16 protein-coding genes are annotated in these 20,560 nt (G+C 39.7%); 3 read left to right on the top strand and 13 right to left on the bottom strand.

Annotated features, from left to right (window positions below):
* Nucleotides 1–189: 189 nt before the first annotated feature.
* The 3 genes from PaeCFBP13512_RS10200 to PaeCFBP13512_RS10195 form a co-directional block, all read right to left on the bottom strand.
* Nucleotides 190–1,239, bottom strand: coding sequence for a pectinesterase family protein (locus PaeCFBP13512_RS10200; protein WP_241669341.1), 1,050 nt, complete (start codon nt 1,237–1,239; stop codon nt 190–192).
* Nucleotides 1,240–1,501: 262 nt separating this feature from the next.
* Nucleotides 1,502–1,654, bottom strand: coding sequence for a hypothetical protein (locus PaeCFBP13512_RS23375; protein ID WP_193555948.1), 153 nt, complete (start codon nt 1,652–1,654; stop codon nt 1,502–1,504).
* Between the two features lie 218 nt (nt 1,655–1,872).
* Nucleotides 1,873–3,471 (bottom strand): catalase, encoded by a 1,599-nt coding sequence (locus PaeCFBP13512_RS10195; protein ID WP_069325910.1) that lies wholly within the window; start codon nt 3,469–3,471, stop codon nt 1,873–1,875.
* Nucleotides 3,472–3,895: 424 nt separating this feature from the next.
* On the opposite strand from PaeCFBP13512_RS10195, the gene PaeCFBP13512_RS10190 reads away from it, so the two are divergent.
* Complete coding sequence (locus PaeCFBP13512_RS10190) at nt 3,896–6,061, top strand: TerD family protein (protein WP_137222848.1); 2,166 nt, start codon at nt 3,896–3,898, stop codon at nt 6,059–6,061.
* 171 nt (nt 6,062–6,232) lie between these two features.
* Nucleotides 6,233–6,955, top strand: coding sequence for an AAA family ATPase (locus tag PaeCFBP13512_RS10185; RefSeq protein ID WP_069325908.1), 723 nt, complete (start codon nt 6,233–6,235; stop codon nt 6,953–6,955).
* Nucleotides 6,956–7,195: 240 nt separating this feature from the next.
* Here the strand turns inward: PaeCFBP13512_RS10185 and PaeCFBP13512_RS10180 are convergent, their stop codons facing one another.
* Nucleotides 7,196–7,642, bottom strand: coding sequence for a nuclear transport factor 2 family protein (locus PaeCFBP13512_RS10180; protein WP_069325907.1), 447 nt, complete (start codon nt 7,640–7,642; stop codon nt 7,196–7,198).
* A gap of 18 nt (nt 7,643–7,660) precedes the next feature.
* The gene (locus tag PaeCFBP13512_RS10175; RefSeq protein WP_137222846.1) at nt 7,661–8,875 is read right to left on the bottom strand and encodes an MFS transporter; all 1,215 of its coding nucleotides are present in this window, start codon (nt 8,873–8,875) and stop codon (nt 7,661–7,663) included.
* 445 nt (nt 8,876–9,320) lie between these two features.
* Here PaeCFBP13512_RS10175 and PaeCFBP13512_RS10170 point away from each other — a divergent pair, with 445 nt between their 5' ends.
* Nucleotides 9,321–10,961, top strand: coding sequence for an esterase/lipase family protein (locus tag PaeCFBP13512_RS10170; protein WP_137222844.1), 1,641 nt, complete (start codon nt 9,321–9,323; stop codon nt 10,959–10,961).
* A gap of 237 nt (nt 10,962–11,198) precedes the next feature.
* Here the strand turns inward: PaeCFBP13512_RS10170 and PaeCFBP13512_RS10165 are convergent, their stop codons facing one another.
* The 8 genes from PaeCFBP13512_RS10165 to PaeCFBP13512_RS10130 form a co-directional block, all read right to left on the bottom strand.
* Entirely contained in the window at nt 11,199–11,987 is a 789-nt protein-coding gene (locus tag PaeCFBP13512_RS10165) for a histidinol-phosphatase HisJ family protein (RefSeq protein WP_137222843.1), read from the bottom strand.
* 105 nt (nt 11,988–12,092) lie between these two features.
* On the bottom strand, nt 12,093–13,253 hold the full coding sequence (locus tag PaeCFBP13512_RS10160; RefSeq protein ID WP_069325903.1) for an NADH-dependent flavin oxidoreductase: 1,161 nt from the start codon (nt 13,251–13,253) through the stop codon (nt 12,093–12,095).
* Between the two features lie 184 nt (nt 13,254–13,437).
* Complete coding sequence (locus PaeCFBP13512_RS10155) at nt 13,438–14,916, bottom strand: MDR family MFS transporter (protein ID WP_137222841.1); 1,479 nt, start codon at nt 14,914–14,916, stop codon at nt 13,438–13,440.
* Nucleotides 14,909–15,817 (bottom strand): TetR/AcrR family transcriptional regulator, encoded by a 909-nt coding sequence (locus PaeCFBP13512_RS10150; protein WP_161594249.1) that lies wholly within the window; start codon nt 15,815–15,817, stop codon nt 14,909–14,911. The genes PaeCFBP13512_RS10155 and PaeCFBP13512_RS10150 overlap by 8 nt, the downstream gene beginning before the upstream one ends.
* Before the next feature lie 323 nt (nt 15,818–16,140).
* On the bottom strand, nt 16,141–17,163 hold the full coding sequence (locus PaeCFBP13512_RS10145) for a metal ABC transporter substrate-binding protein (protein WP_069325900.1): 1,023 nt from the start codon (nt 17,161–17,163) through the stop codon (nt 16,141–16,143).
* A gap of 65 nt (nt 17,164–17,228) precedes the next feature.
* Nucleotides 17,229–18,149, bottom strand: a complete 921-nt coding sequence (locus tag PaeCFBP13512_RS10140; protein ID WP_069325899.1) for a metal ABC transporter permease — start codon at nt 18,147–18,149, stop codon at nt 17,229–17,231.
* Entirely contained in the window at nt 18,095–18,799 is a 705-nt protein-coding gene (locus PaeCFBP13512_RS10135) for a metal ABC transporter ATP-binding protein (RefSeq protein WP_069325898.1), read from the bottom strand. Before PaeCFBP13512_RS10135 ends, PaeCFBP13512_RS10140 begins: the two co-directional genes overlap by 55 nt.
* Before the next feature lie 255 nt (nt 18,800–19,054).
* Nucleotides 19,055–20,413, bottom strand: coding sequence for an alkaline phosphatase (locus tag PaeCFBP13512_RS10130; protein ID WP_137222837.1), 1,359 nt, complete (start codon nt 20,411–20,413; stop codon nt 19,055–19,057).
* Nucleotides 20,414–20,560: the final 147 nt, after the last annotated feature.

The raw sequence follows: 20,560 nt of genomic DNA, 5'->3' as shown, positions 1-20,560 counted from the left end.
TATAACAACGGGTTTATACTCTTTTTTTACCCAAAAAAAGCTTGTATTATCTGCTTTTGATATGTACTTTTGGTGACAACTCAAAAAAGGAATCTGAACATCCTCTACCAAGCAGAATGCCAGACTCCTTTTTACAAAAACAGGATAAGTCGATATTGATATAGGATGATCTGATCTAAAAGAATCATTCTAATTCGTTTGTGTAGGATTCCATTGATCTGTTCCACCAAGTACCGTTTGGATAGTGATTGCTTTTGCCTGCTCATTGGTTAAGAATTTTGCCCATTTCACGCGTGCATTGTTGTTCGCGCCTGCACCTTTGCTTGCATATTCATAATAACGAGCTGTTGCTTCATTCGCTGGATCACGCCAGTTATCCCAACCTGTAGGTTGAATATGAGCTCCCATATCGGTATTGATATACGTCACTGCTGAATACGGACGCCACGGTCTACCGAGGTATACTGATTGATTGGCTGTTCCACTGCTGGTCAGACGACTATTTAAAAAGACATAGCCATACTTCGTATCTGCACCTGTAGAAGCAGCAGTAACATAGCCTGCACCTAGACTATGAATCTGACATTGATCAAATACAGCTGTCGCCGATCCGAAAATAAAATCAACCGTTCCTTCAATATAACAGTTTTTGAAATATTGCCTGCCTGTACCCGGTGTATAGACTGTATCTTGATGCCCTAGAAAACGAACATCGGTATAGACCGCTTTGTCTGCATTATTATAAAAAGCTACAGCTTGACCAGCATTGATCCCTGCATTGTTGCGGAAAGTAATCGTTTTGGCTTGAAAATAATCGCCTTTGACCGTAGTACTTGCGCTATTGGTTGTACTTCCACTACTGGCATTGGTGGCATTGTAGCTAAGAATAGTTCCTGTCGTACTTTCTCCTTGTAATGTAATCCGGGGTTGAGTGATCGTTAATTTTTCAGTATACGTACCGTTTTTGATATAAATTATTTTCTGTTGATTATTGTTAGCTGGAATCGAATTGATGGCTGCTTGTACCGTTTGGTACTGACCTGAACCTTTCTGATCCACAACGATTGCTCCTGCCGGAATAGCCGCTGTAGCAGATGCTAATTCTGTAGAGCTAGATGAGGTTAGATCATTTACAGATGTAGAAGAGATCGTATTCGCCTCCGCAGAAGTTATCCCTACAATGGATAAAGATAAAGCAGTAACCATCGCTGTTGTTCCTAGCACTTTCCATGTTTTCATGCCAACACTCCTTCGAATAAAGTAAACTTTCTCAAAAAGATAACGCTTACATATTTAAGGATAACAACATTTCTTTCAACTAGGTTTCAGGTTCATAATACCTTTTATAACTTATTTTGGAAATATAAACATACAGAGATAATTGCCAATAAAAAAGACTACTCTTAACGAAAAGAGTAGCCTTTCTTTTTGAAGTTTAAAATAGTTATTAGATCTCTGCTTTGCTGATTGATCTACTATCATTAGATAGTATCTTAGACGATCAGATTAATTGCAATTGTTTGGCTTGTTCCTCGGTCAAAATAAACTGTTCATTGGCATACGTATCATCATCTTGATCCACACCGAACATCTGCATTACTTTTTCCCATATTCCTTTTTGAACAGCTTCTTCACGTGTAATAATAATTTTCATTGTATTCTCCGCCTTTGCTATATGTATATCGTCTTGCTTATCATTAAACCTTTCTCATAGTAGACTAAACGATTAGTATATAATCTCTGCTCTATTCGACTATATATGAACATAAATAAAGCTCTCTATCGTCCCGCACTAATCAGCGAAAACGATAGAGAGCTTACAGATAACTTGATTTTTATCTTATTTATAAAAGCTTATCATGTTCGTACATATTAGTACGGTTTAGCATCATGACCTTTTTCTTGGGCTAATTTGGCTGCTTTGTTGGCACGATGTAACGGTTTGTTCGAAGGATCAGCTTTAATTTTAGCTAATTCATCTGTTACACGCTGTGCATACTCGGTATCCGCTTGTTGTAGATTTGCAATAAATTTATCACTAATCACATCAGCACATTGCGCTAGATTTGCTGCAATATTGGCTACTAGCTCATTACGTTCCCAATCTTCAAAGTTACGATACGTTTCTCCTGCTTGTGCAAAATCGTTAGGACGATCTAGCTTCTGGCGCATTAGATTCACATCATAATAATGAGGCTCATGATCAGCACCTGCTTTGGGAGCTTCTTTCAGACCACCCAGAGAAGAAGGCTCATAATTTACATGAGGATTCTGCTTCGGTGCTGTGTCTGGCTCATAACGCATTTGCCCGCCGGATTGGTTGGTAGCGACATTCGACTTCGGTGCATTGATCGGCAATTGCTGATAGTTCGCTCCTACCCGGTGACGCTGGGTATCCGAATAAGAGAATGTACGCCCTTGTAACAATTTATCATCCGAGAAGTCTAATCCATCTACCAGTACCCCAGTACCGAACGCCACTTGCTCGACTTCAGTAAAATAGTCTACTGGATTACGATTCAGTGTCATTTTGCCGACTGGAAGAAATGGGAATTGATCTTCTGGCCATAACTTGGTCGGATCAAGCGGATCAAAGTCCAGCTCAGGATGATAATCATCGCTCATAATCTGTACGCACAATTCCCACTCTGGATATTCTCCACGATCAATCGCATCATACAGATCGACTGTCGCATGGTTAAAATCTAACCCTTGCACTTGATTCGCCTGTTCTTGCGTTAGATTCTGAATCCCTTGTTCTACCGGTTCCCAGTGGTACTTGATCAATACGGCTTCTCCGTCTTTGTTGACCCACTTGTAGGTATTTACACCGGAACCTTGCATTTGCCGGTAGTTCGCAGGGATTCCCCATGGAGAAAAGAGGAATGTTGCCATATGTGTAGACTCTGGACTATTTGCCAGAAAATCAAAAAAGCGTTCCATATCTTGTACATTCGTAACAGGATCAGGCTTAAAGGCATGAACCATATCAGGGAATTTCAAAGGATCACGAATAAAGAATATTTTTAAGTTATTACCGACTAGATCCCAGTTACCATCTTCGGTATAGAATTTTGTCGCAAATCCGCGCGGATCACGTAATGTTTCAGGTGAATGATTGCCATGTACCACTGTTGAAAAGCGTACAAAAACAGGCGTTTGCTTCCCTTTTTCTTGAAAAAGTTTGGCACGAGTATACTTGGAAATCGGTTCATCGCCAGCTGTTCCATATGCTTCGAATACGCCATGTGCTCCAGCGCCTCGAGCATGAACAACACGTTCTGGAATACGCTCCCGATCAAAATGAGAGATTTTTTCTAAAAAGTTGTAGTTCTCTAGCGTAATCGGACCTCGATTACCTACGGTTCTTACATTCTGATTGTCAGTAACCGGATGTCCCTGACGATTCGTTAACGTTAATTCTTCTTCATGTTCACTTGCTTGCGGTTGCTTCTGATTATCGTCTGCCATGGATAGTCCGCCTTTCGAAAAAGTATGAACTTGCTGTATTCCAAATGAACAATAATACACAGGTGTACATCTTATCATTGCTTCTACTTTAGTCTTTTCCAAAGCATAGATCGATATCTTTGAAAAAGAATATAAGTATTACCTTTTTTTACCTGCATGAGCACATTATAAAACATTTTTTGTCTGAATAGTGTACTATTTTTAAATTTATGTCTGAAATGTGAATGAAGATATAATGAAGTTGGTAACGTTTGCTTTTCATTTTTAACTTCCTTATAATAAGAACAATCAGGCTATGGTGCCCCTTCCTTCTAATCCAACTGCTGCTTTATTAGGGACACCTGTTTCCTGATTTTTTTATTTGTTTTTGTATAACAATGGTTGGTGCTTACCCTATTAAGCGCTTAAGGAGTGAATATCGCCGATGGATCAATTTTCGATTTATTTACAACGTGAATTAAAAGTAATTTTACATACTCAGCAACAAGAAGCTTCATTACCTGCTAATGTATTAGCTACAGCTTTGACCAACTTAGAACCGCTAGGGTTTACATTTTCGCCAGCAGTATTAGATATATTAAATACATGGTCAGTAACTACTTTTACTGCGTGGTATAAGAAATTAGTGAAAGAACTCTGTGAAATGACAGGTTTTGAACGGAATTATCGGATGATGTACCCTCGATTCCCCGATCAAGTGATGCAAATGTCAGATGCACAGCTATACATAAACGCTCTTATTCATTATTGGACAGGCATTTTACCTGAGAGTCATAGTACCCCTGAAGATGAACAACCGAAGATTATGCTATTGGATCAAGTCTCTTTACGTGTGATTCATTTAGGAACAGAAGAAGAATTTGCCCAAATATGTGAACATTTACTTCGTGCGGTCTCTGCACTTCCTGTAACAAGTCGTGAGCATTTGATCTGGTTTGCGAATCATCAACCTCACTGGCAACAAAGTACACCTGATGTGATCCCTAATAAAGAGAATGCTGCTATCTTTATCGCAGCATTAATTTCTGCGAGTAAAATAGATAAAGATTGGCTATATACTCATGTGCAGACAGCTACCGATGTTTTGCGCATCGCTACTGCTTTGTCTAATGGGGATGTGAGTCTTGCAACAAATACTCGATTTGTTTCTTTTTCACGTGCTCAGCGGAAATTAATCCTAGCCTTGTTGGAAAATATCAGTAACCCGCTGGAAGATATGTTCCGTTATGAAGGCAGATGGATTCGATTAGGCGAAAGACTTCACCCGGGCGAATACCGTCAACATTTTCCACAAACAGCGATATATTTTGATGCTCTGCGCCATGGAGATCGTCCAAAAACATTTTATTCCCAAGTGGAACAAGCTTTTGCTTCTCATCAGGATCAGCATATCTTAGAGCTATTAAGTCAGCGTCCAGGTGAATTTGTACGTCGTCTAGATCGATTGATTCGTAGTGGTGTTGATATGGAGGCTTTGTTGAATCGATATCGGATGATCGCTCCCGAAGTAGCCACACCTATTTTATTAAGTGTACTGGCTCATTTTGAAAAGCGTTCTTCTACCTTACCTAGACGTCACTTTTTCCCAAAAGGCAATACAGCTAAGCTATTTGTATCTACTCAACCTCTTGTTCCTTTAACTGAACAGGTAACGTCTTCAATTATTGCAGTCACAAAGCAAGCATTGATCGACAAATTTGCTGAACAGCCAGATCTGGGACAAATCTATATCGATCCTCAGTTGAAAAGACATTTTGTACCTTTAGGTGTACGTTCTGCTAGTAAGTCATTACGTACATTAACACGTGGTTCATGGATAACACTGAATCAAGGCGATACCTTGCGCTTTTTTGTATGGTGGAAAGAAGGATGGGTAAATGGTGTACATACGGATCGCGTAGATATTGATCTATCTGCTATTCTGTATGATGATCAATGGCAACGAATAGAGCATATTTCCTATATGAATCTACGTTCCGATCACTTTTTAGCGGCTCATAGTGGGGATATTGTTACAGCTCCTGAAGGGGCAGCAGAGTATATCGACTTGCATCTTCCTTCTGTCCGAGAATCGGGAGTGCGCTATATTCAGATGTCTGTGAATGCTTTTACATCACAAGTATTCAAAGATTTACCTGAATGTTATGCAGGGTGGATGATGCGTCAAGTGCCACAATCCGGTGAAGTCTTTGAAGCATCTACTGTGCAAAATCGTATAGATATTGCGGCTAATTCCCGTATCTGTATTCCAGTTATTGTCGATGTAGAACAACGTGAAATGTTGTGGACAGATATTGCTCTGGAGCATTATCCTGATGATGTTAATAATATTGCAACAAACCGGATGAGCTCTGCACTGATCGGACGAGCGATGACTGAATTGATTCGACCGAATCTGTATCAGTTGTTCCATCTTCACGCTGAGGCTCATGGAACATTGACTCCACATGTTGAAGAAGCTGATATCATTTTCACAGCAGAGTTGGATCAGGATGCTTTGATGCGTTCGATGAACCACAAGACACTGTTACCCGATGCAAAAGTGATTACGCCATTAGATCAAGATCAGATTTTAGCTGATTTTTTGTAATAAACGGTACTATGATATCTACATTTTGTATCAAAAATACCTTTGTGTACGTCTTATAAGTGTAGTGCCTGATGATTGCTTATTTGTACTCATAGGTTACTGCACTTTTATTCATTTCAACGATTCGATATGTATCACTCATATATGTCTAATCAAAAGGAGTACTTCATCATGTCTCTTAAACGAGTTACATTGCTAAAAGACAAAATCGTAGATTTCAATACCTATCCCTTTTCGCTTCCTCTTATTCAGCGTCTGGATCAGCTTCATTTCGATCATCCAGTTACTTTTTTTGTCGGTGAAAATGGGTCAGGGAAATCAACGCTTTTGGAAGGAATAGCGTATCAATGTGGATTTCATACAGCAGGAGGTTCGCGTAATAACAGTTATGAAGTCGATCAAGCCGAATCTGCTTTGGGGGACTATTTGCGTTTGTCATGGCTCCCCAAATTAACAAATGGCTTTTTCCTGAGAGCCGAATCTTTTTACCAGTTTGCTTCTCATATTGATGATGTAGACAGTATTAAAAATTATGGTGGTAAGTCTCTTCATCATCAATCGCATGGAGAATCATTTTTAACCTTGTTCACGCAAAAGTTTACCCATGCGCGCGAAAAATCTATCTATCTCTTAGATGAGCCTGAAGCCGCTCTCTCTCCTGCCAGACAACTGTCTTTAATGAGGATTATTAAAGACCTTTCGCCACGCTCGCAGTTTATTATTGCGACCCATTCGCCGATTCTGCTCGGCTACCCTGATGCTGAGATTATCAGCTTCGATCAAGATCGGCTAGAGCCTATTCACTATCAAGATACCGACCATTACCAGATCACTAGACGATTTCTGGAAAATCCGAAAAGAATGCTGGATGAACTGTTCAGTGACGATGATTAGAAACATAAGTTTGCTTTATTCATCTTATCTATCTTCGAGGATATAGACCACTAATTCTAATATACCGAACATATTAGCAATGATTAGGGTAAATAGACAGACTGTTCGCACCAGATCAACAACTCATTTCGTAAAAAATTCAACATAAAAAGCCTCTATAGTTCCAGCTTATAGAGGCTTTTTATGTTCCTAATTACAAGCTACAAGAACAATACCATCCCTGTAAGCTTGCTCAACCGACTAGATCACATCAAATTTCAAGCGATCCAACCTTGTATGCTGAATATACCATTGACCTTCGATCGCTACGAATGTCTCTTCGTAATAACCATACCCGTGAAAAGAAATATTTTCGCTTCCTTCTGGAAATGTCACATAATCCTCCATCGGCGAAAAGACTTTCGCTTCGGTTGCAGAAATCATTTCAATTTCAGCACTATGTACCTGATGTACCGTTTCCGCAGGATGCACAAGGTCTTTGAACACTTTGACAATCGTATCTCGACCTTCTAACACAGGAATCGGATTGCCTTCTGTACTAAAATCAGCTACTGCATCCGAAGCAAATACACTCCCTAATTCATCCCACTTTTTCATATCAATCAGCCGACAATAACGAGATTTGGTATTACGAATGCCTTCATAAGCTAGCAGAAGTTCCATATCAGTCATAAACGAATATTTCATTATGATTCCCCTAACCGATTAATCTAATTCTAATCCTTTGGTCTCTTTACCTAGAAAAGCAACTGCCGCTACACCGATCAGAATCGTAACAAAAAAGATCGTAAAGATCGTACTAATAGCTACCCCTTTACCGACTAACATCCCGACTAGAAATGGAGCGATAACCCCGCCGACACGTCCAAATGCAGCAGCCATCCCTACGCCTGTTGAGCGTACTTTGGTCGGATACAATTCAGGGGTATACGCATATAATCCACCCCATGCACCCAGATTAAAGAAGGATAAACAAATACCAGCCATCAAAAGCGAAGCTGTTGTTGTCGCAAATCCGAACCAGATAGCACTGACAGCAGTCAGAATTAAGTACACAATCAATACAAATTTACGTCCAAATTTCTCAATAAAATAAGCTGCTGTAAAATAACCTGGCAATTGTGCCAATGTCATAATAAGCACGTACTCAAAACTTTTGATCAATGTAAAACCTTTCAATCCCATCACAGATGGTAACCACAAAAACATACCATAATAAGAAAACACAACTGTAAACCATAAGATCCACGCCATAATCGTAGTACGGCGATGTTCACTACTCCAGATATCTGCGAGTCCTTTTACAAAAGAAGCACGTTTGCCTGCTCCACCTTTAACAAACTTCGGTGAATCTTCAATCGCCCGGCGTAAATATAACGCATACAGCGCAGGTACAGCCCCTATAATAAAGCCCCATTGCCAGCCATATTGTGCGATAACAAAGTAAGCAACGACCGCTGAAATAATCCAACCGAGTGCCCAGAAGCTTTCCAGTAATACAACAGCTCGTCCGCGGTCTTGTACAGATACCGATTCAGACACCAATGTAGAAGCTACTGGGAGTTCTCCACCTAATCCAAAGCCTGCGATAAACCGTAACACTAACAGTATGCCGAATCCTGTGGCTAGAGCAGATAATCCACTCGCAATAGAGAAGATCAACAAGGTCCACAACAAAATCGACTTACGTCCATAACGATCGGCTAGATATCCTGCTGTGGCAGCACCTACAGCCATACCAACCGAGTTAATACTGGTCAGATAACCGATTTGTTGCGGTGCTAGATTCCAATCTTTTGCCAGTGCAGCAGCGATAAATGAAATCATACCTACTTCCATCGCATCAAACATCCAGCTAAATCCAGCACTGACCAGCAATTTACGCTGTTTTGGATTTTGCAACATTTCTAACTTATTCATGCACTTTGCCCCTTCTTTCTCTGCGCTTGTACTTTTTGTTACATACTTTCTCAAACCCAATCTTCGTTCATTAGAGATGAACGGCCGGGACGATTATAGCAGCGATCCTATTGATGTTGATCATTCTATTGAGATCGATCACTAACAATGGATGACCCTTTAGCTATCGTCCGAAGTGAATTTGGATTGTTTACGAATTCTATTATAACCAGATTCTCAGAAATATACCTCTCATCTTTTCATTTCAGACGCAAAAAACTTAAAATTTTTATTTCAATAAGCATTATTGTATTAACCGTCGATCAATTATGTATTAATTTTCCAATATATAGAATCGATTTGTAAAAATATTTTATACATAAATGAGTATCGTTTCTAATATTTAGAAATTAAAATTTGCTTAAGGATAATATCATTATCCAGACCACATTACAGGAGGAATATAATGAATATCAAGCATACGATTTTGGGGGTATCTTTTACAGTTATTCTAGGATTAACGGCTTTACCACAACAAGCATGGATGGCTCCTACCACTCCTGTTGTTGCTCCTTCTCCCGGGGCTTGGGCAACAGGGCAGACGCCTGCCAACGTTTCTCCGAACAAGCCTGCGATTTTGTTTGTTCATGGTCTAACCAGCAAAGCCAATATCTGGTATGAAGATAATGATATGTATGAGTATGCTTACAAAAATGGATATCAAACGGCTTTTATCAATATGTATGATATTACAGGTACACCGGAAGATATGTGGAAAGATGGAGAATTGCTTGCCGCCAAAATTCAAGAAATCAGCAAATACTTTGGCAAAAAAGTAGTCATTGTCGCTCATAGCAAAGGCGGAGTAGATACTCAATCCGCATTGGTACGTTACAATGCTTATCCTTATGTTTCTCGTGTCATTACACTCAGTACACCTCATCATGGTTCTCAATTAGCAGATCTTGCTTATAGCAGTTGGGCTGGATGGCTTGCCGATCTTGTTGGATCACAAAGTCCGGGTACCAGTTCACTTCAGACCTCCTATATGGATTATTTTCGATCTGAAATGGCAAAAGACCCTGATGTAAACAAAGTTCCTTTTTACACAATGAGTGGTAACAAATGGTCGGGTTCTGGTAAAGCTTCATATACTTTTGGCGGTTCATACTTATCGCTGTTCGGTAGTAACGATGGTGTAGTGACTACAGATAGCGCTCTATTGCCCGGCGCAACTTTGATTCAGTCCGGAGCTTGGAATCATAAAACAGTACGTACAGGTTCATCCACATTTGATCTGTTCAAATCATATATCGGTACTCTTCCTGCCGCTGTAGCCAGTCTCAAAACACCTGCTTCTGTTACAGAAAACACCTATCAGACCCAGCCATCGGTCACCAATCCAACTATGCCAAGCCGTTCACAATCGACTCCTCCTGTCGATCCATATAACGTGAACTCTGAAGACGGTCATGGACAATATTATATTCGGGGCGGAGAACATCAAGGTGTAGCGCATGAGACATTAACTGTAGAAAACAATGTTAAAACGATCTCGCTCGATTGGCTCAGTGATCAACCACTAACTGATTTACAATTCATTTCACCAAGTGGGAAAAAGCAACATATTAACGTACAATCGAATCCAGATGATGAATTTTTCCCAGGAGCTTATCATCAGATCGCTACACTACAGCAACCTGAAGCAGGAGAATGGAAAGTACAAGCGACCAGTGCAAGTAAAGGTGCTTATCTTATGACTGCTGTGTATACACCGGGTGCAGAGCAAGCAGAACTCAAAACTAATCTTAGCAATAATCAGTTACGTATGAACGTCAATACCGAAGGTCTGGACGAACAACGTACTCACCTGAATTACACGGTGAACTATTATCATCCAGATGGCACTAAGCTTGCACCACCTACCGAGCGTGCTAACCGCTCAATGACTACTCAAGAATCGGTAACTACGCCTGTAGCGAATACTCCTTCTATTTATGTCGTTACAACCGATATCGATGGATATACAGAAGCAGGTTACCCGTACCGCCGTACTCTTGTAAAATCTGTTTATGTAGATGAGCAAGGCAATACGTATAGTCAGTAATACAATCGTGCTTCAGTTATCCTATTTAGAACCGATTGTGTAAGGTATCATTAAAGAATATTGTATTGCATGATATGAAAAGCTCAACATCGAGAGTATTACTCTTGTCGATGTTGAGCTTCTTTTTTTTATATCTATTTGAATTAATCGTATTACCCTGATCTAAAGCATGATATCAGTAGTCTATTCATACCTAGTCCCTATCTATTTATTGTAGCCTGCATCCTGATAAAATGTTTAATCTAAGGCTATAGCTTGAGGTTGTCTTTGGTGATACGTATAGATCGACTGAAATCCACATTGTTTCGCCAACGCTATCGCATCTGCTATACCTGCTCCTGTATGTTCTACAAAGTGAGAATCGGAACCAAGTGTGAGTAACTCTCCACCTAACTGTCGATATAACTGCAATACTTCTGAAGAGGGAAACGATTGATCGACCCCACTTCGCCAACCTGATGTATTAATCTCGATACCAATATTGCGTGCAATCGCTGTTTGTAGTATCGCTTCAATAACTTCTTGATGATCTTCTAACTTGTAATTGCCTACCGTTCCTACTGCATATCTTTTTAATAAATCCAAGTGAGCCATCACATCAATATCTGCACACTCTACCATTTTTAATACTTCTTTAAAATATAGATCATAATGATTAATACCTTCTTGCGCTAGAAAAAGTCTTAATTTACGCTCATCCATATTGTGTACAGATCCTAGAATAAAATCGAGTGGTTGATTAGCTAATGCTGCTTGATACTGTGTCTTCATATGATGAGGTTCACACAATTCAATTCCTATTTTAATCTTCAACTGCCCTGCATATCGCTCACGAGCGTTTTCAATCTCATGTATATAATGTTCAAAATTCAAATGCCCGTACGTAGGCAGTACTGGATTAACTGCATAATGTTCTGTAAAACAAATCTCTTGGATGCCACATCGTACCGCTTCTGCACATACTTCATTCATAACCGCCTGTGAATCAAAAGAATGATTTGTATGTACATGGTAATCATAGATCATCGTCATGCTCCTTCTATTTTATTCTGTATCGTCATCAATCCAACGCACAAAAAAACTGTTCTTCTTCTACCGTAGCAGAAAAAGAACAGTCTGTATATTTATAGCTTACTTCGTTAATGTGCTAGATTCTTCTGCATCTTTAACCGGGAACCAGCCTGTCATTGTCATAATAGAATTCCACAATGGATCTGGAACAACCAAACGATCTTGGTCTTGTTTAGTCAATGAATAATCGATTTCAGACTCACGACCGGATTCTACTTTTTCAACCCAATCCGGATCTACGATCAATTCACGACCAAGTGCTACTAGTGGCGCACCTGTATTGATAACATTTAATGCATCCTCAGGTGTGTTAACAGCACCTACACCGATTACTGGAACTTTAGCGCCTACACGTTCTTGAATAATTTCAAGACGAGAGCGTTTGTCATCTACACCACGACGTGGCGTCGAAGCATATTCCATTAGAGATACGTGCAAGTAGCTCAAGTTTTTCTCAGCTAATGCATCGATCAATACCAATGTATCTGCCATTGTGATTCCAGGAGTTTCTGGTTCTTCTGGAGAGAAACGATATCCGACGATGAAAGGTCCTTTAGCATGTTCTTTTACTGCGCGTTGTACTTCGTCCACTACTGCTAATGGGAACGTTAGACGTTTTTCTAAGCTTCCGCCCCATTTATCTTCACGACGGTTCGCATGTGGAGAAAAGAATTGTTGCACTAAGTATCCGTTTGCGCCATGAATCTCTACGCCATCGAATCCAGCTTCAATTGCATTCGCTGTTGCTTTACCAAAATCAACAATAATATCGTCGATTTCTTGTGCTGTCAATTCACGAGGAGCTGGAGCTTCGCTACCATCATTCGTGCGATCTGTTGCGATTGCACTTGGAGCGGCTACATCACCATTAACCAATTCAGCCGGACTTAGACGACCTGCATGAAAAATTTGCAAAACAGCTTTAGCACCATTAGATTTCAATGTTGTTGCTAATTTGCGTAGACCTTCTGTAAATTCAGCACCTGTAGCACCAAATTGATTTTGGAAACCGATACCGCCTTTAGTTACATAAGCAACAGCTGTTACAGCCATACCTACGCCACCTGTGCGACGTGCATAATATTCAAGCTCTGCATCAGAAACAGTAGCATCTGTGTTAGAAGAAAAATGTGTCATAGGAGCAAGAACAATACGGTTTTTTAATTCAATACCATCATTCAGTTGGAACGGTTCAAATAAAGATTTATATTTTGTATTCAAGGCTATCTCTCCTATTCTCTATATCGTACATGTTATTATTTAATGTGACTATATATATTATAGTAACCAATTCAATTTTATGCAAGTAATATACTAAAAATAATTAAGTATACTAACAATACCTATTACTACAGCATATTCCTTTCTGCACAATAGGTATTGTTAGTTAATGTTGAAGCACTGTTTAAGATTGAGAAATCGTTTTGCGTTTGCTATTTACTGGAGAAGCTTTGGCTGTCTCTTCTTGCTTCTCTGTCTTTTTGCGTGGTGGTTCTTTTAAGAAGAAGATTAAAATTAATGCTAATACAGATAATCCAGAAGCTACTAAGAACGCCATATTTGTACCATGAATCAACGCATTTTCAGTGCTATTTCCTAATAGAGCAGATGAAGAACTAGCATTGGTCAAAATAGTAATTAACACCGCTGTTCCGATCGATCCACCAACTTGACGTAACGTATTGTTCATCGCAGATGCGTGAGATAACAAATGGGTAGGCAATTGATTCAGACCTGCTGTCGTTACTGGCATCAATACCATCGACATACCGAACATCCGTAGTGTAAACATAATCGTGATGTAAGTAATCGATGTAGTTGATGTTAAGAAAGCAAATGGAATCGTTCCGCCTGCCATCAGGATCAATCCTATCGTACTGATGACTTTAGCACCGTATTTATCAAAAATACGACCTGTGATCGGCGACATAATCCCCATCAGAATCGCTCCGGGTAAAACAATCAATCCTGAATGTAGAGCTGACATATGACGAGCATTTTGAATATATAAAGGCATCAATGTGGATGCACCAATCATCGCTGTAAATACAATCACTGTAATAATCATTGAAACTGTAAACACGCGATCTTTAAATACACGGAATTCCAATAATGGTTCTTTTAATTTGAACTGACGAGTGACAAATAGATACAGACTGACTACACCGACTAGAATACTAATAATCACTGTAGGATCATTCCAGCCTTTAGAAGCGCTACTGAATCCGTACAATAGACCACCGAATCCTAATGTCGATAATGTTACTGAAGTCATATCCAATTTTGGATTTCTCAATTCACTTACATTTTTGAGGGCAAAGATAGCTATCACAAGGTCGATCACTGCAATCGGTAAAATAATGTAAAACAGTGTACGCCATGAGTAGGAATCGACAATCCAACCGGACAGTGTAGGTCCAATCGCTGGTGCAAATGAAATAACCAGACCGATCATCCCCATGGCTGCTCCCCGTTTTTCTTTTGGGAAAATTACTAAAAATACAGTCTGCATCAGTGGCATAATAATACCTGCTCCTGCTGCCTGTACAACACGACCGACTAACAATGTACCAAAGTTAGGCGAAACGGCTGCAATAAGTGTTCCTAACGCAAATAAACCAACAGACGTAATAAATAACGCCCGTGTTGAGAATTTATCGATTAAGTACGCTGTCACTGGAATCATAATCCCGTTGACGAGCATGAAAATCGTTGTTAACCATTGAGCAGCTGTTGCATCAATATTAAGATCACTCATAATATGCGGTAACGCTGTTACAAGTAGGGTCTGGTTCAATATCGCTACAAATGCACCTGCCAGCATAATAGCGACAATAAGCGTAATATTTAATTTCGGCTTATTCGGTGTTGAAATATTATTCATGTTTCTTTTCCTCCCATGTTGCACGATATACATGTTGTAGTTGAGCGACTTCCTGCTGAAGCTCTTCCCTTTTCTGTAAATATGCGATTAATGCTTCAATCATAAAGGTTTGCGGTATGGCTTTTTTACGTTCCGTGTTTAATCGTTCGGTAGCGGCTATCAGATCCGGGCGAATCGATTCAGGTGAACGTTGATGAATCGCTGTACTGAGTTCACGTATGATTTTGCGCCATTCACTTTCGCCAAAATACTTATGTCGTACATCTGGGTCAGACAAATCAAACTGCTGTGCCATTTGTTCGGTAATCAGTGGTGTTCGATTCAGATGCTTTTGAATCATGGCTTCTAGACTTTCTACAACAAATTCAGATAAAGCAGACAGCTCAAAATTCGTATTTTTGTTCCATCGTAATAAAAACATAAATTCTTTGACGATTCCTTGCATGCACAAGGATAAGTCCCATACAATCGGTTCCACCTTATCTCCAAATGCCTGAAGAATCGCTTCCTTCTGCCAGTTCAACATCGTACGCTTGAATTGCAACATAGCTGCTCGAATCTGCGCACTCAATTCAAGAGGCATTGTCTGATTTAACACCAAGAAAAATTCATGCTTTAAAACAAACTCTTGAAACTGTACCACTAACTTCTGAGTAAATTGTTCTTTAGGTGATACATGATCTTCAAAATGTAATCGATTAGCCGCTAGCAAAATTTCTTCATGCATTTGCTTCACAATGTGTAACAAAATATCTTCTTTGGATTCAAATAACTTGTAAATCGAAGCTTTGGACATATTGCACTGCTCTGCAATATCCTGCACCGTTGTTGAGAAATAACCTTTTTCTGCAAACAACTGACCTCCAGCGATAAGGATCACGCGCTTCCGTTCTTCTACCATAATCAATAACCTCTTCTGCACTATACTTTCACACATTTAACCCCTATTGAAACGCTCAAAAACTTTATAGTACTCACGAAACTCTCTAGTTCTTATACTTACTATTTTATACCCCGTTACGTTTGAAGTCAATCTTCCTACCTATAAATTATGTAAAATTGTTCATAAAAAGATTTAAAGTGGATGTGATTAGCCATCTACTAGCAGATGCTCATATCTGTTAACATAGCAAAAAAAGACAGCTTCTACAGGAATATCGTAGAAACTGTCTTTATGCTTAATTCCATATTAAAGCTGTCCATATTGAGATATAGCAGTACTTTTTATTCGTTTAAAGCTTTTTCAAGCGCTGCTAGATTGGTACGCATAACAGATACATAATTTTCACCAGCAGATGTTTCTGCACTGGTTAATCCTTCTAAAGGATTCAGTACATCGGTTTTGGCACCTATTTCATCAGCGATCGTTTTAGCAACATTTGAAGAAACTAGCGTTTCGAAGAAAATCGTTTTAACATCGTTTTGTTTCGCAAAATCTACGATTTTCGCCATAGCTTCTGCGGATGGTTCTTGTTCAGGAGAAAGACCTGCAATCGGTACTTGAGTTAAGCCATAATCATGAGCAAGATAAGCAAATGCCGCATGTTGTGTAATAAAGTCTTTACGTTTCACTTTAGAAAGACTTGCTTTGTATTCAGCATCTAACTTCTGAAGTTCTGCAATATAAGCATCTGCATTTTTTTTGTAATCAGCTGTGTGATCTGGATCAAGTGTTGTTAGAGCTGTCTCAATATTGCGAACTTCAGTCTGTGCTTGAAGTGGAGATAGCCACACGTGAGGATCAAGAGATCCATGATCATGACCTTCTTCTGTCGCATGATCAGCTTCTTCTGCATGACCTGCTTCTTCGCCTTCATGCTCTTCTTCTGTGCTCTCCATCATTTGAATACCTTGACTGGCTTCGACTAATTTAGGGCCACTATCGCCTAATGTATCTTTTACTTGATCAATCCAAGATTCGACACCGCCACCGTTGTAGACAAGCATATCTGCATCTGTCATTTTAGCAATATCTTGAGCTGTCGGTTCCCAATCATGAGGTTCTGTACCTGCTGGTACTAACACTTGTACATCTGCAAGATCACCAGCAACTTTAGACGTAAATTCTTGCATCGGATAAAAGCTAGTCACGATATGCAGTTTCTTACCAGTCGTTGTTGAAGCAGTATTACCGTCTGTCGTAGGTGATGCTGAATTCGAATTATTACCGCAAGCAGCAAGTAATGTACTCATACTTAACAAAGCGATCAAAGGCAGTGTTACCCAACTCTTCTTTTTCATATTCATGTGTAATCTCTCACCTCTCCTAGTCCACTCTTATTTTTATATTGATCATAGATGTTGATGAAGCTTTATCTTTTATTCAAAACTTGTGTTTTGACTTTGCTGTTTTGTTCACTACGATTTTGACGTTGCCAGAATCGACGACTATCAATATCCGGCGCATATCCATCGTTTTTGTTACGATTCAGACGATAATAGATACGTTGGATACCCATGCCTACTAATAAGAATGTTAGCAATAATAGAGCCACTGTTGCTCCTGGAGGCGTGTTCACATAATACGAAGTGGTTAATCCTCCAAACATACCGATCAGACCAATAGCTACAGCAATCACTAGCGCCGAAGTAAATCCTTTGGCAAAGCGAAGAGCTAATGCCGCAGGTAAAGCCATCAATGCAGAGACTAATAACACTCCTACAATTGGCATTGCCGCAGCTACTGTCATTCCTGTTAATACTGCAAACGTCTGCGATAACCAGCGTACATGCGTTCCACCGATCTGAGCGGTTTCTTCATCAAAAGTCAGATTGTACAGTGGTCTTCTCATCGTGACCCAGTAAATAATAACCAGTGCAAATACGGTTCCGATAATCCATAACTGGGTGCTACTGACCGCAACAATAGAACCAAATAAATAAGAGCTAAAGCTACGGGTTAGTGATGAACTCATACTCATCAATACCAGCGCAAGCGCCAGACCACCGGTCATAATAACAGCGACCGATACTTCACCATAACCACGGAAGTTCCGTCTGAGTCGTTCGATAATCAATGCTCCTAATAAGGCAACAATAAATCCGCCAATAGACGGATTAAAACCAAGTACAGCACCGATCGCTACACCTGCTAGAGATACGTGAGAAAGCGTATCAGCCATTAATACCTGTCTACGCAAAACCAGATATACGCCAAGCAGTGGAGCGATGACAGCAATCATTCCTCCGGCCCAAAACGCGCGCTGCATGAACTCGTAGTCAAACATGCCCATCCTCCACCCTCCTCTCTCTCCAAACGAATAATACGATCCAAATACGGTTCTGCTTCTTCAAGTCCGTGTGTAACCATAACTACTGTACGTCCATGCTTTTGTACATGATGACGCATTAATTCATAAAATCCTTTACGGCTTTCCAAGTCCATTCCTGTTGTAGGCTCATCTAGAATAAGCACATCAGGTTCTTGGGCAAGCGCACGTGCGATACAGACACGTTGCTTCTGACCACCAGATAATTCCCCGATCTTACGATCACGAAGTTCCCACATGCCTACAGCTTCAAGAGATGACTGAACTAACTGCGCTTGCTGAGCACCAAAACGTCTAAATAATCCAAGATTCATATGACAACCGGAACGAACTAATTCATAGACCGTACTCGGGAAACCGCTATTAAATGAGGATACTTGTTGTGGGACATAACCGATCACAGGTTTGGATCCTTTTTCATTACGCTTAATCTGTACTTGTCCACTCCAAGGTTTCAATATACCAAGCAATAACTTGAGTGAAGTGGTTTTGGCAGCACCATTGGGGCCACTTAAAGCCAAAAATTCATTACTATATATTTCCATCGACAACCGATTCACTACCGGTTCACGATCATATCCAAAAATAACGTCTTGCATCGAAGCTAATAACAAGATATAGCGCTCCTTCCATTCTTTCCGTTCTTATCGTAATTTTTACGAATACCACCTGAATAACTTTACTCCTATGCTATTCCTCTTGTCAACCTATTTAAACAAAATAATTACGATTTAGTTTTTTTAGTGAATATGACTATATTTATATTAGCAAAACGTAAAAAAACAAGCTTTACTTCTACCTTAGAATGATGCTTTGTTCGCATCAGGCAGTTGTAAAGCTTGTTCTTGTATTTCAATGTATTAAATGAATTATTGTTTTAACAAAGAGAAGATAATTCGAGCATTGTCTGTATTATCGATCAGACCTGCAAATTGTTCTTTTTGTGGGCCAAAAGCATACACAGGCACATCTTCACCTGTGTGTCCGCCTGTTGTCCAACCTGTAAAGGAACGTGTATCAAAAATCTTCTCAATCGCATTATCAATCGTAGTTACATCTTTTTTCACAACTGCTTTTTGTACCGATTGAATTTCAGTTGCTGTTAAAGGGATAGAGATATATTTTCTCAGTGTACTTTTCACATTTGCACCTTTAGCAATTTCATTTGCCATAAAATCAGGTGTGCGTTTAGCTGCTTTTAACGATTCTACTTTGAAATTATACTCGCCACCAGCACCCAGAGTCATTCCACCTGTAGAGTGATCTGCTGTCGCTACCACTAAAGTTTCGCCATCTTTTTTCGCAAAGTCGATAGCCGTTTGATACGCTTTTTCAAAATCGCCCATTTCGCTCATCGCTCCGACAACATCATTATCATGACCTGCCCAATCAATCTGACTTCCTTCTACCATTAAGAAGAATCCTTTGTCATTTTGATCTAGACGTTTGATTGCTGCACTCGTCATTTCTTGTAAAGAAGGAGTTTTACTTGTACGGTCAATGGCTTTATCCAATCCACCTGGAGCGAACAACCCTAACAATTGATTACTATTATTGTTCAATAGACCATTGCGATCTGTCACATAAGAATAACCTGCTTTTTTAAATTCTTCTGTCAAATTGCGATCTTTACGTACGAAATAGTCTTTACCTCCGCCAAGCAATACATCTACTTTATGCTTACCGTTGATCATCTCATCAAAATAATCGTCTGCAATCCCTGCCATATTTTTACGACTCGGATCATGAGCACCAAAAGCCGCTGGTGTCGCATGAGTAATTTCAGAAGTTGCAACAAGACCTGTTGACTTGCCGTTTTCTTTCGCTTGTTCTAGTACTGTTTTGACGTTGGATTTGTCATTATCAACCGCTATTGCTGCATTGTATGTTTTGACACCACCAGACATCGCTGTTGCCGCTGAAGCTGAATCTGTAATATTTTCAGAATCATCATCAGGGTATGTTGTCTGTGCACCTACAAGATATGCATCGAATGCTGTTTTTTCTACTGCTTTGGTTGCAGGGTTATCTTTGAAATAGCGATAAGCGGTCATATAAGAAGGCCCCATGCCATCGCCAATTAGAAAAATAACATTTTTCACTTTAGCCGGTTGATTCACTTCTGTGTTCACATCGTCTTGTGCAAGTGCAGTCTGCGCCACTCCACTTGTCAAAGTAATTCCAGCCAGAGCTGCAATTGCGATCATTTTTTTCATTGTTTGTTTCATTTGTTTGTAAATCCCCTTTTTTTATAAATTATAAAATATATGTATCAACAACCATATTCACTATACCGATCATTTGTGAATTCTAAACCCTTTGAATATCAACTCTATGTAAATTCATATAAACAGTAAAAAAACGCTATCTTGTTG

The sequence above is a fragment of the Paenibacillus sp. CFBP13512 genome (assembly GCF_005233705.1).
Classification (GTDB): Bacteria; Bacillota; Bacilli; order Paenibacillales; family Paenibacillaceae; genus Saccharibacillus; species Saccharibacillus nuruki.
This window is presented reverse-complemented; position numbering and strand designations above follow the sequence as displayed.

Excerpts from the sequence above, each read along its gene's own strand:
- PaeCFBP13512_RS10200 (WP_241669341.1), bottom strand. The coding sequence starts at position 1,239 with ATGAAAACATGGAAAGTGCTAGGAACAACAGCGATGGTTACTGCTTTA.
- PaeCFBP13512_RS23375 (WP_193555948.1), bottom strand. The coding sequence starts at position 1,654 with ATGAAAATTATTATTACACGTGAAGAAGCTGTTCAAAAAGGAATATGG.
- PaeCFBP13512_RS10195 (WP_069325910.1), bottom strand. The coding sequence starts at position 3,471 with ATGGCAGACGATAATCAGAAGCAACCGCAAGCAAGTGAACATGAAGAA.
- PaeCFBP13512_RS10190 (WP_137222848.1), top strand. The coding sequence starts at position 3,896 with ATGGATCAATTTTCGATTTATTTACAACGTGAATTAAAAGTAATTTTA.
- PaeCFBP13512_RS10185 (WP_069325908.1), top strand. The coding sequence starts at position 6,233 with ATGTCTCTTAAACGAGTTACATTGCTAAAAGACAAAATCGTAGATTTC.
- PaeCFBP13512_RS10180 (WP_069325907.1), bottom strand. The coding sequence starts at position 7,642 with ATGAAATATTCGTTTATGACTGATATGGAACTTCTGCTAGCTTATGAA.
- PaeCFBP13512_RS10175 (WP_137222846.1), bottom strand. The coding sequence starts at position 8,875 with ATGAATAAGTTAGAAATGTTGCAAAATCCAAAACAGCGTAAATTGCTG.
- PaeCFBP13512_RS10170 (WP_137222844.1), top strand. The coding sequence starts at position 9,321 with ATGAATATCAAGCATACGATTTTGGGGGTATCTTTTACAGTTATTCTA.
- PaeCFBP13512_RS10165 (WP_137222843.1), bottom strand. The coding sequence starts at position 11,987 with ATGATCTATGATTACCATGTACATACAAATCATTCTTTTGATTCACAG.
- PaeCFBP13512_RS10155 (WP_137222841.1), bottom strand. The coding sequence starts at position 14,916 with ATGAATAATATTTCAACACCGAATAAGCCGAAATTAAATATTACGCTT.
- PaeCFBP13512_RS10150 (WP_161594249.1), bottom strand. The coding sequence starts at position 15,817 with ATGGTAGAAGAACGGAAGCGCGTGATCCTTATCGCTGGAGGTCAGTTG.
- PaeCFBP13512_RS10145 (WP_069325900.1), bottom strand. The coding sequence starts at position 17,163 with ATGAATATGAAAAAGAAGAGTTGGGTAACACTGCCTTTGATCGCTTTG.
- PaeCFBP13512_RS10140 (WP_069325899.1), bottom strand. The coding sequence starts at position 18,149 with ATGGGCATGTTTGACTACGAGTTCATGCAGCGCGCGTTTTGGGCCGGA.
- PaeCFBP13512_RS10130 (WP_137222837.1), bottom strand. The coding sequence starts at position 20,413 with ATGAAACAAACAATGAAAAAAATGATCGCAATTGCAGCTCTGGCTGGA.